We start from the raw sequence: 11712 nt of genomic DNA, 5'->3' as shown, positions 1-11712 counted from the left end.
TATGCCAATTGCGGTTAGTTTTTGATCAGCCAATCGTTTTCCTCAACATGTAGTAGATAACGATACCAGCAACCACAAGACCACCGCCAAAACGACGCAAAATATTATCCGGCAGTTGGCTCATGGTGGCGATCATCCGGCGCCATGCGCGCGGATAAAGCATCGGGCCGAGGCCTTCCAGCACCAAAACCAGGGCCAGCGCGAGCCAGATCGTTGAATTCATTTTTCATCCTTATAAAAGAAAACCACCGCTCCGTGAAGAGCGGTGGTTTGAATATTCAAACGAGCCTGAGTTTATCGCGTTGCGTTGGTCGGCGTCTTCATATAACGGAAGAAATCGCTGTCCGGGCTGAGCACCATCACATCCTGGTTGCTCTTGAAGCTATTCTCGTAAGCGCGCAGGCTACGAATGAAGGCATAGAAGTCCGGATCCTGGCTGAATGCATCAGCAAACAGTTTCGCGGCTTCCGCATCACCTTCACCGCGCAGGATACGACCCTGGCGCTCAGATTCCGCCAGCGTCTTGGTGACTTCATAGTCCGCTGCCGCGCGCAGTTTTTCCGCTTCTTCCTGACCCTGTGAACGGTGACGACGGGCTACCGCTTCACGCTCGGCGCGCATACGGTTGTAGATCGCCTCGGACACTTCCGCTGGCAGGTTGATCTGCTTGATGCGCACATCAACCACTTCGATGCCCAGCGCCGCCATACTGTTCGGGTTGATCACCGGCACTTTACCGTTGGTTTCAGCCTGAACACGTTCAGCCGCTTTGGCAATCGCATCGTCTGCCGCCGGGGTTTCAACTTCATCCTCGGTGCCCGCAGAGCCGGAGTTCAGCGCATCACGCACTTCCAGCGTCAGACGACCACGGGAGTCGGTCACAATGTCTTTCACATCCAGACGACCAATTTCAGAACGCAGACGGTCAGAGAACTTACGTTTCAGCAGCACTTCTGCCTGAGAAACGTCGCCCCCCCCGGTTGCCAGGAAGTAGCGGCTGAAATCGCTGATGCGCCATTTGATATAGGAATCAACGATCAGGTCTTTCTTCTCTTTGGTCACGAAACGATCGGCCTGGTTATCCATGGTCTGGATACGCGCATCGAGCGTTTTCACTGACTGAATGAACGGGATCTTAAAGTGCAGACCCGGCTCATAAATCACCGGACGCTTGTCGCCGTCACGCACGACGCTGCTGAACTGGAACTTGATCCCACGCTCGCCCTCTTTCACCACAAAGATGGAGGTGTAGAGCACGACCAGTACAATGATGATGATCGCAATAACTGACTTACGCATCCTTATTCCCCCTGACGCTGGTAGTCGTTACGCTGCGCGTTGGCACGGCGTTGGTCCATAATGTCACCATCGTTCGAAGAAGGCGTTGTGTTCGCACTGGCGCTGCCAGACGAGGCCGGTGGCAGACGCAGCAGGTTGTTCGCACCGCTGTTGTCTTTTGCTGCCGGTGCAGAACCGCCTTTCAGCATCTGATCCAGCGGCAGGACCATCAGGTTTCCGCCTTTGTTGTCGTTAACCAGCACTTTACGCGTATGGCTCAGCACTTTTTCCATGGTCTCGATATAGAGACGCTCACGGGTAATTTCCGGCGCGGCTTTATATTCCGGCAGGATCTTCGCGAAGCGAGCCACTTCACCCTGTGCTTCCAGGATGGTCTGGGTCTTATACGCACGCGCTTCTTCCAGAATACGCTGCGCCTGACCGTTTGCACGCGGCTGAACTTCGTTGGTGTACGCTTCCGCTTCACGGATGTACTGCTGTTCGTTTTCACGCGCGGCAATCGCATCGTCAAAGGCGGCTTTCACCTCTTCCGGCGGACGTGCAGCCTGGAAGTTGACGTCCAGCAGGGTGATACCCATGTTGTACGGACGGATGGTCTCTTCCAGCTCACGCTGGGTATCGCTACGAATAACGGTACGACCTTCGGTCAGGATACGGTCCATGGTGTATTTACCGATCACGCCACGCAGGGCGCTGTCGGTCGCCTGACGCAGGCTGTCATCGGCGCTGGTCACGCTAAACAGATAACGTTCCGGATCGGTCACGCGGTACTGTACGTTCATCTCAACGCGCACCACGTTCTCGTCAGAGGTCAGCATCACGCCAGAGGCGGCCAGTTCACGGACGGACTCCACGTTAACCGCGGTCACGTCATCAATGAAGGTCGGCTTCCAGTTCAGGCCCGGTTCAACCAGATGGCTGAACTTACCGAAACGGGTGACCACGCCGCGTTCTGCTTCTTTAATGGTGTAGAACCCGCTGGCTGCCCAGATGATTACTACCGCAGCGGCGACAATGCCCACCACGCGGCCACCCATTGGCGGGCGCGGACTCTGAGTGGAATTGCCACCCGAGCCAGAACCTTTTCCTCCGCCAAGGCCACCAAGCTTTTTGCTCAGTTTGCGGAAGATATCATCCAGATCCGGCGGCCCCTGCTCGCGACCACCTTTGTTGCCATTTCCCCCAGAGTTGCCGCCTTGATTATTGCTGCTTCCCCACGGGTCGCGGTCTTGTCCGTTATTACCGGGCTGATTCCACGCCATGTATATGCTCCATATTTGTTATGCAAGGGCGAATTTTTCAGGCTTCCCCTTTCTGATCAGACGATATAGTCCGCCAGCGCAGGTTCTTGTTTACAGAGGCGACGCCAGTCAACGATCGGCATACGCACCTGCATCCCCACGCTGCCGTCATCCTCCATCCACTCTTTTTCTATCGCCTGAAGCTGATAAAACCGGCTGCGCAGCCTGCCTTCCTGTGGCGGCAGTCGCAGCGTGTGCTGAGCTACCTCACCGGAAAGACGTTCTGTCAAAGCCTGGAAAAGCAGTGGCACACCAATCCCGGCCTGAGCAGACAGCCAGACCCGAATCGGTTTGTTCTCTTCGTCTCGGTCAATACGCGGTTCAAAATCGTCCAGCATATCGATCTTGTTCATCACCAACAGGGTAGGAATTTCGTGGGCGTCGATCTCTTCGAGCACCACGTTCACCGCGTCGATGTTCTCCTGCACGCGTACGTCAGCCGCATCAATCACATGCAGTAGCAGGGTCGCCTGACGCGTCTCCTGCAACGTCGCTTTAAACGCCGCGACCAGATCGTGCGGCAGATGGCGAATAAACCCTACGGTATCCGCCAGCACCGTTTCACCCACGTCTGCGACGTCAATACGGCGCAGGGTTGGGTCCAGGGTCGCAAACAGCTGGTCTGCGGCATACACCTGGGCCTCGGTTATCTGGTTAAACAGAGTGGATTTACCGGCGTTGGTATAGCCCACCAGCGACACCGTTGGGATGTCAGCTTTCGTTCGCGCCCGACGCCCCTGCTCGCGCTGTTTCTCTACACGTTCCAGACGTGAAAGGATCTGGGTAATACGCCCACGCAGTAAACGGCGGTCGGTTTCGAGCTGGGTTTCACCCGGGCCGCGCAAACCAATCCCGCCTTTTTGTCTTTCAAGGTGTGTCCAGCCACGCACCAGACGCGTCGCCAGATGGCGCAACTGCGCCAGCTCAACCTGCAACTTACCCTCGTGGGTACGCGCACGCTGAGCAAAAATATCTAAGATCAACCCCGTGCGATCGATAACACGGCATTCGCAGAGAGCTTCCAGGTTACGTTCCTGAGCCGGAGACAGCGCATGATCAAACAGCACAACAGATGCGCCGGTTGCTTTTACGGCATCCGCAATTTCTACTGCTTTACCTTCACCTACAAAATACTTCGGGTGCGGCGCTTTACGGCTACCGGTAATCACCTGCATTGCTTCGACACCGGCGGAAGAGACCAGAGATTCAAACTCCTGGAGGTCTTCCATATCTTTGTCTTGCGAAAAATAGATGTGTACCAGCACCGCCTGCTCACCGGCGTCATAACGGTCAAACAAGCGTAAACCTCTCTAAAAAGATCAGCGGGGAACGCAGGATCCCTGGCTCCCCGTGTGGATAACAGCCCAAAACCTTATTCGGTTTCTTCGCTGTCCTGCGCTGGTGTTGAAGAACCCTGCGCGTTGCTGCCGTGATGGTAGTTACTGCCAGTGCCGCCGCCAGCGTTATTGCTGTGATGAGATACCGGACGGGACGGAACAACAGTAGAAATCGCGTGCTTATAGACCATCTGGCTGACCGTGTTTTTCAACAGGATCACGAACTGATCGAAAGACTCAATCTGACCTTGCAGCTTAATACCATTCACCAAATAAATAGAAACTGGAACACGCTCCCGACGCAATGCGTTCAGGAACGGATCTTGTAAAGATTGCCCCTTAGCCATTCTATCTTTTCCTTATATGCTTGTTTTGTACTTAGAACCTTGCGATTCTGAAAAATTGCGCACGATACGGCTTAATTGTACACATTCAGTCAGCGATATCACCAATAACCTCAATCACTTCGTTTAACGCCTGTTGTGGTTTTTCACTGTCTAACCAGTGAACCCCCTTCCAACCGCGTAACCAGGTGATCTGGCGCTTCGCTAACTGTCTCGTGGCGCAAACACCTCGATAAACCATTTCATCGTATGAAATCTCGCCTTCAAGATACGACCACATCTGGCGGTACCCCACACAACGAATGGAAGGCATGTCCGTATGCAAATCTCCACGGGCAAAAAGCGCCCGCACTTCTGCTTCAAAATCTGAAGCCAACATCTGATGAAAACGCTGCTCAATTCGTTGATGGAGCAGTTCACGGCTCGCCGGGGCGATGGCGAACTGATGCACCTGATACGGCAGAGCGTCTCCTGACGTTTGCGTCAGTTCCGTTAAAGTTTTACCCGAAATGAAAAAAACTTCCAGTGCCCGGGAAAGCCTTTGCGGATCGTTTGGGTGGATCCGCGCTGCGGCAACCGGGTCAATCTCTTCCAGTTGCCTGTGCAAAACGTCCCACCCCTGCTCTGCCGCCTGCCGCTCAATCTTCGCTCTCACTTCCGGATCGGCCGATGGCAGAGGCGATAACCCCTCCAGCAGCGCCTTAAAGTAGAGCATCGTGCCGCCAACTAACAGCGGTATGCGTCCCGCGGCGGTAATCTCGGCCATCTCGGCTAAGGCGTCGCGGCGAAAATCTGCCGCGGAGTAAGCCTGTGCCGGGTCGAGAATATCCAGTAAACGGTGCGGTGCCGCACGCAGTTCGTCTGCGTTGGGCTTCGCCGTGCCGATGTCCATCCCTCGGTAGATGAGGGCTGAATCAACGCTAATCAACTCTACTGGCAAAACTTTACGTAACTCAATGGCTAACGCCGTTTTGCCGGAGGCCGTTGGCCCCATTAGAAAAATCGCCTTTGGCAGGCTCGCCTTACTTACATCAGTCATGTTTCAGGGCGGTCATCGCCGTTTGTAAATCAACAGGTTGTAACAAGCCACCTGGAGGTGCTTTCACCAGCTGTGGACAGAGGCGCTCCACCTCCGCCAGAACGGTAATCGCCTGCGCCATACTCCACGGCGAATGTTCGCTGGCCAGATGGCGGGCGATCCACTGCGCGGTATCGGCGGCATCAAACGTCGTTTGCTGCGCCAGGTAGCCTATCAGTTCAGGAATCAAGTTTTGTAAATTTTGTTGGCGTAAGGGTAAAGGCACTGCGCGAATTGTCACATGCTGCGCGTCCAGTACGATTTCAATCCCCATTTCGGCCAGTTGCGTCTGCACGCGCCGCAAAACCCCTGTTTCTTCAGGGGTTATTTTCAGGCGAACAGGAATCAACAGCGGCTGCGCGCAGGCGGCATTCACCCCCGGAGTTAACTGCGCCTGTTTGAGCCAGCGCTCCGCCACGGAAAGCGCCAGCAACAGGAGTTTACCTTCGCGTTCAAGCAACGCCATGTCGGGGGCAATAATGGTTAATACCCGACCAAAACTCTGGCTATGTCCATCCAGAGAGGGGGGTGAAACCGTGATGTGCTCTTTATGCTCAACGGACGGGGTATCCAGCAGCTTGCGGTACAGCGCCCCCTGCTGTTTATGATAGCCCGGCTGAGCGTTGGGATAGTTGGCACCGGTTGGTCGCGGCGCGTTGCCCGCCGAGGATAAACGTGGGGCAGCCGGCTCGCGCGCTACCGCCGGTTCAGCAAAATGGTTACGCCCGGCCGCCACGCGGTTTTCCGGCAGTGGGCGCGGCGCGGGCGCTTCTTTTGCCAGCGGCAACTCTGGCTCTGCCTGCTGCTGCAATACAGCGGCAACGCCCTGGTAGATGAAATCATGCACCAGGCGCGACTGGTGGAAACGCACCTCGTGCTTGGCGGGGTGCACGTTAACGTCAACCTGGTGCGGGTCGATCTCCAGATAAAGCACAAAGGCGGGCTGTTGATCGGCGCCGAGCTTATCTTCGCAGGCCTGTCGAATAGCGTGGTTAATCAGGCGGTCGCGCATCATGCGGCCGTTGACGTAGCAATACTGAATTTCAGCAAAAGCGGCGCTGCTGGCGTTCGGATCGGCAACCCAGCCACGCAAGGTCAGATCGCCATGCTGCCACTCAATGGCCAGCGCTTTTTCCAGGAACGGTGTGCCGCAGATAGCGCCCAGCCGACGCTCTTTTTGCCCGCCTTCCGCCACTGCGCGATACTGGCGCATCACTTTGCCGTTATGGCTAAGGTTGATCGTGACATCAAAGCGCGCCAGCGCGATGCGGCGGATGATCTCGTCGATATGTCCGAATTCGGTCTTCTCGGTTCGCATAAACTTGCGCCGGGCGGGCGTGTTATAGAAGAGATCCAGCACTTCAAGCGTGGTGCCTACCGGGTGCGCCGCAGGTTTAACCGTGACGTCCATATCACGCCCTTCGGCGTAGGCCTGCCAGGCTTCCTGCTGGTCGGCCGTGCGGGAGGTCAACGTTAAGCGGGAAACGGAGCTGATACTGGCCAGCGCTTCGCCGCGAAAACCCAGGCTTATAATCGCTTCCAGATCGTCAAGTGAGGCAATTTTACTGGTGGCATGACGCGCCAGCGCCAGCGCCAGTTCGTCCTTTTTGATGCCACAGCCGTTATCACGAATGCGGATAAGCTTTGCGCCCCCGCGTTCGATATCGATATCAATGCGGGTCGCCCCTGCATCGAGGCTGTTTTCCACCAGTTCCTTCACCACCGACGCAGGGCGTTCCACCACCTCACCGGCGGCGATTTGGTTCGCGAGCTGCGGCGGTAGAACCTGAATCGGCATGAACTCTCCTTAATTAGTCGCGGTCATTTCACCCGGCAGCGCGGCGCTTGCCGTCTGGGCTGCCCCGCCCTGCGGCGCAGACTGAAGCGGATGCGCGTCAAAGTATTTACGCAGACCGTTATAAATCGCTTCGGCAATTTGCTGCTGATAGCTGTCGCTTCCCAGTAAACGCTCTTCACCATGGTTACTGATAAAGCCCGTCTCTACCAGAATCGACGGGATATCCGGCGAACGCAGGACACCAAGGCTTGCATGCTCCGGGCGACGCTTATGCAGCGATCCAATGCTTTGCAGCTGGCTCAGTACGTTAGTGGCGACATCATACCCGACGCGCTGAGAATGACCGAACTGTAAATCCAGTACCGCCTGGCTGAGATACGGATCGGCCTGGCTGTTTGCCAGCACATCGCCTGCCCCACCTAACAGTTCAGATTGCTTCTCGTGCTCTTCAAGCCAGTTCGCCATTTCACTGTTGGCTCGACGGTTCGACAGCACCCATACCGACGCGCCGGTGGCGTTACGGTTCGGCGCAGCATCCGCGTGAATCGACACCAGGAAGTTGGCGTTTTGCTTACGCGCCACATCCGAGCGTCCCATCACTGAAATAAAGTAATCTCCGTCGCGGGTCATGACCCCTTTAAACATCGGATCGTCATTCAGAAGCGCACGCAGCTTACGGGCAATGGCGATAGTGACGTTTTTCTCCCGCGTGCCGCCCGGGCCAATCGCGCCAGGATCTTGCCCGCCGTGTCCGGCGTCGATGGCGATAATCACTTTGTCGCCACTGACCGGTGTTCGCCGCGCGCTGACCGCCGGACGCGTCACCGTGTTGCTGCTGGTCACGGCGGTAAGTCGGTCATTTTGTGATTTAAACGGATTACGGGCTGGCTCAGACGGCCTTGGGGTATAAACCGGCGCTTCCACGCGTTTTGCTACAACAGGTGCAGGCGGTGGCGGCGGCGGCGGAACATCAGCATTAATGGTAAAGACCACCGTATAATTGGCGCCGTTTTGCTGCTTAACCGCCTTCGTTTTGCCCTTTTCGGTGAGATCGACCACCAGACGCAGAGACTGCGTATCCTTCGGCGTTCCCGAACGGATGCTTTTCACCAGATTGTTGCCGCTGAACTGGAGCGGCAGCCCCTGGATCACCCCGGTCTGTTTAATATCGAGCGCCACGCTGCGGCTGTCGATTTGTGAGAAAGCATATTCAGGATCGCCCATAAAGCTGAACGTAATGCGGGCCTGGCTATCGCCATTCGACACCTGAATATCCGAGAGGCTGGCCGCCCCGACCTGCGCGCACAGCAGGACCGTGGCAGCCAGCACCCAACCTTTAACGCGATTAATCATCCCGTTATCCCTACGCTCAACCGGCTAAACGCGCCAGTAAGGAACAGCCTGATGAGGAAACCGCACTGATGCGTGCCTCACGCCCTTGTGCCTGGTAATCTAAGTGAATTTCGACATCCGGGTCAGGCAGCACACCCGCACCTTGTTGCGGCCACTCCACCAGGCAGATGGCGTCGTTGGCAAAGTAATCGCGGATCCCCATAAATTCCAGCTCCTCCGGGTCCGCAAGACGATATAAATCAAAGTGGTACACCATGATATTTTCAAGCGTGTACGGTTCCACCAGCGTGTAGGTCGGGCTTTTTACGTTCCCGTTATGGCCTAACGCCTGCAAAAAGCCACGGCTGAAGGTTGTTTTACCCGCGCCTAAATCACCATACAGATAAATGACGGTCGCCCCCTGACAGGCCTGCGCCACGCGCTTGCCGAGATCTAAAGTGGCTTGTTCATCAGGTAAAGGAATCGCTCGATTAGTCATTTTCTACGTCAATCACATCCGGGTTAACAACACGCCGCAGCGTGCAAAAAAGATCGGTGGCCAGCATACCGCGCGTTCCGTAACGAGCAGCCAGCCTGTCAGCCGCCGTACCGTGGGCCACGCAGCCCGCACAGGCTGCATCATAAAGGGGAAGTTTCTGTCCGAGCAATGCGCCAATGATGCCAGAGAGCACATCGCCCATGCCGCCGCTCGCCATGCCTGCATTACCGGCATCAACGATGCCCATCGCATCATCGCTGGCGATAACGGTTCCCGCCCCTTTCAAAACGGCAACACCTCCGTAACGTTTTACCAGACGTTGGGCTGAAAGTAAGCGATCGCTTTCAATTTCTGCCACGCTACAGTTAAGCAGCCGTGCGGCTTCGCCGGGGTGCGGCGTCAGAATGCGATTGTGACGCTTATCCGGGTTTATTGCCAGAAGGTTAAGCGCGTCGGCATCCCAGAGCATCGGTTTACGAAAATTCTCGGCCTTTTGCAGGGCCTGTTTACCCCACTCCTGCTGACCCAGGCCCGGACCAATGACCACCACGTCCGCCCACTCAAGACCCTTTTCAATCGCCTGCGGGGTAAGCTCGTGGACCATCAGCTCCGGCCGCGCGGTAATAATGGGCGGAATGTTTTCGCTGCGGGTCAGCACGCGTATTAATCCGCCGCCGCTGCGCAACGCGGCCTCTCCGGTCATTCGAATCGCACCTGCCGTGCCATGATCGCCACCAATAATCAGCAGTCGGCCATGGTCACCCTTATGGGAGGTGGGACGACGCGGCGGTAGCCACTGTGCAAGCTGGGAGGCATCAAAGCGGGTGATGTGGGTATCCTGTCCGATCAGCCAGTTTTCCAGCCCCAGGGCGTTGTGGTGTAACGTGCCCACGACATCCCGCGCTTTCCCGGTAAGCAGCCCCGGCTTCAGGGCGATAAAGGTCACGGTGTGCGCCGCCTCAATCGACACGCCCGGCGTCGCGCCGGTTTGCGCCATCAGGCCGGAGGGAATATCCAGCGCTACCACCGGGGCGGGGTGCGCATTAGCGCGCGTAATCAGCGCGGCGACGTCATCGCGAGGCGCGCGCATCAGTCCCGTCCCCAGCAGACCATCAACAATCACGTCGACATCCTCGGGCCAGATAATATCAGGCGCATGAATAATGCCCCCCGCATTCAGCCAGGCCTCTCTCGCCATGCCAGCCTCTTCCGGTAGCGGCTTGTCGCTCTCCAGCGCCATCAGGGTGACGCGCAGCCCCGCCGCCACCGCAAGACGAGCCACCACATAGCCATCGCCACCGTTATTGCCGTGCCCGCACAGGATCAGATAGTGCGAGGCATCCGGATAAGCCGTGCGCGCCACGTTAAACGCCGCCTCGCCCGCGCGCTGCATCAGTTCGTAAAGGGTAATGCCGAGGCTATCTGCGGCCTCTTTCTCGGCCCGACGGAGGTCATCCGCATGCCAGATGGAATGTGGTATACTTGCGAGGTTTTTCTTCACAGTATGGTCCGTCATGTCACAGCCCCTCGATCTCAATGAATTAGCGCAAAAAATAAAACAGTGGGGTGCTGAACTGGGCTTCCAGAAGGTCGGTATTACTGACACCGACCTCTCTGCCAGTGAGCCTAAGCTCCAGGCATGGCTGGATAAACAATACCACGGCGAGATGGAGTGGATGGCGCGTCACGGTATGATGCGTGCCCGCCCCCACGAGCTGTTGCCGGGTACGCTGCGCGTTATTAGCGTACGCATGAACTATCTGCCTGCTAACGCGGCCTTTGCGCGCACGCTAAAAAATCCTTCGCTGGGTTACGTCAGCCGATACGCGCTGGGGCGTGATTACCATAAACTTCTACGCAACCGTCTAAAAAAGCTCGGGGAAACCATTCAGCAGCACTGTGTTTCGCTGAATTTTAGACCCTTTGTCGATTCTGCGCCTATTCTTGAGCGCCCGATCGCCGAAAAAGCCGGGCTCGGCTGGACAGGTAAGCACTCACTTATCTTAAGCCGCGACGCGGGCTCATTCTTTTTCCTGGGTGAACTACTGATTGATTTACCTCTGCCGGTAGACAGTCCGGTGGAAGAAGGTTGTGGTCGCTGTGTGGCCTGTATGACCATCTGCCCGACGGGCGCGATTGTCGAACCGTATACCGTTGATGCGCGCCGCTGTATCTCTTATCTCACTATCGAGCTGGAAGGCGCTATTCCAGAGGAGTTTCGTCCGCTTATTGGCAACCGCATCTACGGCTGTGATGACTGTCAGCTGATTTGTCCGTGGAACCGTTATTCACAGTTGACGGACGAAGAAGACTTCAGTCCGCGCAAGGCGTTACATGCCCCGCAGTTGATCGAACTGTTCGCCTGGAGCGAAGCCTGGTTCCTGAAGGTGACGGAGGGTTCCGCCATACGTCGTATCGGCCACCTGCGCTGGCTGCGTAATGTGGCCGTTGCGCTGGGGAATGCCCCGTGGGATGAGGCAAATCTTCAGGCGCTCGAAAGCCGTAGAGGTGAGCACCCACTTCTTGATGAGCACATAGAATGGGCGATTGCGCAGCAAATTGAGAAGCGAAATGCCGGCGTGGTTGAAGTGCAGTTACCGAAGAAACAGCGCCTGGTCAGGGTGATTGAAAAAGGGCTGCCGCGGGATGTGTGATATATTCACAGGCTGTGAATAAAAATAAGAATTCAGGCGCCATCAGCTCTGGCAAACAGGTCAAGTGATC

Annotated in this window: 11 protein-coding genes; 1 reads left to right on the top strand and 10 read right to left on the bottom strand. The window is 56.5% G+C overall.

Translation table 11 applies throughout. The features are described 5' to 3' along the window. Window positions 1–25 precede the first annotated feature (25 nt). From ACOTX1_RS16215 to nnr, 10 genes are all read right to left on the bottom strand, one after another. Window positions 26–223 (bottom strand): DUF2065 domain-containing protein, encoded by a 198-nt coding sequence (locus tag ACOTX1_RS16215; RefSeq protein ID WP_003855996.1) that lies wholly within the window; start codon window positions 221–223, stop codon window positions 26–28. 71 nt (window positions 224–294) lie between these two features. Next, window positions 295–1299, bottom strand: a complete 1005-nt coding sequence (gene hflC, locus ACOTX1_RS16210) for a protease modulator HflC (RefSeq protein WP_003855994.1) — start codon at window positions 1297–1299, stop codon at window positions 295–297. Window positions 1300–1301: 2 nt separating this feature from the next. Beyond that, the gene (gene hflK, locus ACOTX1_RS16205; RefSeq protein ID WP_003855992.1) at window positions 1302–2561 is read right to left on the bottom strand and encodes an FtsH protease activity modulator HflK; all 1260 of its coding nucleotides are present in this window, start codon (window positions 2559–2561) and stop codon (window positions 1302–1304) included. A gap of 56 nt (window positions 2562–2617) precedes the next feature. Next, the gene (gene hflX, locus ACOTX1_RS16200) at window positions 2618–3898 is read right to left on the bottom strand and encodes a ribosome rescue GTPase HflX (RefSeq protein ID WP_003855991.1); all 1281 of its coding nucleotides are present in this window, start codon (window positions 3896–3898) and stop codon (window positions 2618–2620) included. 74 nt (window positions 3899–3972) lie between these two features. Continuing rightward, a complete protein-coding gene (hfq, locus tag ACOTX1_RS16195; RefSeq protein WP_003855990.1) occupies window positions 3973–4284 on the bottom strand; it encodes an RNA chaperone Hfq in 312 nt (103 codons plus the stop codon). Window positions 4285–4369: 85 nt separating this feature from the next. Further along, window positions 4370–5320 (bottom strand): tRNA (adenosine(37)-N6)-dimethylallyltransferase MiaA, encoded by a 951-nt coding sequence (gene miaA / locus ACOTX1_RS16190; RefSeq protein ID WP_003855989.1) that lies wholly within the window; start codon window positions 5318–5320, stop codon window positions 4370–4372. Continuing rightward, on the bottom strand, window positions 5313–7157 hold the full coding sequence (mutL, locus tag ACOTX1_RS16185; protein WP_003855987.1) for a DNA mismatch repair endonuclease MutL: 1845 nt from the start codon (window positions 7155–7157) through the stop codon (window positions 5313–5315). The genes miaA and mutL overlap by 8 nt, the downstream gene beginning before the upstream one ends. Window positions 7158–7166: 9 nt before the next feature. After that, on the bottom strand, window positions 7167–8510 hold the full coding sequence (gene amiB, locus ACOTX1_RS16180; RefSeq protein WP_023315257.1) for an N-acetylmuramoyl-L-alanine amidase AmiB: 1344 nt from the start codon (window positions 8508–8510) through the stop codon (window positions 7167–7169). Between the two features lie 16 nt (window positions 8511–8526). After that, entirely contained in the window at window positions 8527–8988 is a 462-nt protein-coding gene (gene tsaE / locus ACOTX1_RS16175) for a tRNA (adenosine(37)-N6)-threonylcarbamoyltransferase complex ATPase subunit type 1 TsaE (RefSeq protein ID WP_003855970.1), read from the bottom strand. Beyond that, window positions 8981–10504, bottom strand: coding sequence for a bifunctional ADP-dependent NAD(P)H-hydrate dehydratase/NAD(P)H-hydrate epimerase (gene nnr / locus ACOTX1_RS16170; RefSeq protein ID WP_032634386.1), 1524 nt, complete (start codon window positions 10502–10504; stop codon window positions 8981–8983). Before nnr ends, tsaE begins: the two co-directional genes overlap by 8 nt. Between nnr and queG the strand changes: the two genes are divergently transcribed. Beyond that, entirely contained in the window at window positions 10503–11642 is a 1140-nt protein-coding gene (queG, locus tag ACOTX1_RS16165; protein ID WP_003855966.1) for a tRNA epoxyqueuosine(34) reductase QueG, read from the top strand. The genes nnr and queG overlap by 2 nt on opposite strands. The last annotated feature ends 70 nt before the right edge of the window (window positions 11643–11712 follow it).

The organism is Enterobacter cloacae complex sp. IR5401 (assembly GCF_049238425.1).
In the GTDB taxonomy this organism is placed as follows: Bacteria; Pseudomonadota; Gammaproteobacteria; order Enterobacterales; family Enterobacteriaceae; genus Enterobacter; species Enterobacter hormaechei_C.
Note: the sequence above shows the minus strand (reverse complement) of the source record. Positions and strands in the feature narration are given on the sequence as shown.

What these genes read in the sequence shown, in the direction of transcription:
- hflK (WP_003855992.1), bottom strand. Translation starts at nt 2,561, where the DNA reads ATGGCGTGGAATCAGCCCGGTAATAACGGACAAGACCGCGACCCGTGG.
- miaA (WP_003855989.1), bottom strand. Translation starts at nt 5,320, where the DNA reads ATGACTGATGTAAGTAAGGCGAGCCTGCCAAAGGCGATTTTTCTAATG.
- amiB (WP_023315257.1), bottom strand. Translation starts at nt 8,510, where the DNA reads ATGATTAATCGCGTTAAAGGTTGGGTGCTGGCTGCCACGGTCCTGCTG.
- ACOTX1_RS16215 (WP_003855996.1), bottom strand. Translation starts at nt 223, where the DNA reads ATGAATTCAACGATCTGGCTCGCGCTGGCCCTGGTTTTGGTGCTGGAA.
- tsaE (WP_003855970.1), bottom strand. Translation starts at nt 8,988, where the DNA reads ATGACTAATCGAGCGATTCCTTTACCTGATGAACAAGCCACTTTAGAT.
- hfq (WP_003855990.1), bottom strand. Translation starts at nt 4,284, where the DNA reads ATGGCTAAGGGGCAATCTTTACAAGATCCGTTCCTGAACGCATTGCGT.
- queG (WP_003855966.1), top strand. Translation starts at nt 10,503, where the DNA reads ATGTCACAGCCCCTCGATCTCAATGAATTAGCGCAAAAAATAAAACAG.
- hflC (WP_003855994.1), bottom strand. Translation starts at nt 1,299, where the DNA reads ATGCGTAAGTCAGTTATTGCGATCATCATCATTGTACTGGTCGTGCTC.
- mutL (WP_003855987.1), bottom strand. Translation starts at nt 7,157, where the DNA reads ATGCCGATTCAGGTTCTACCGCCGCAGCTCGCGAACCAAATCGCCGCC.
- nnr (WP_032634386.1), bottom strand. Translation starts at nt 10,504, where the DNA reads ATGACGGACCATACTGTGAAGAAAAACCTCGCAAGTATACCACATTCC.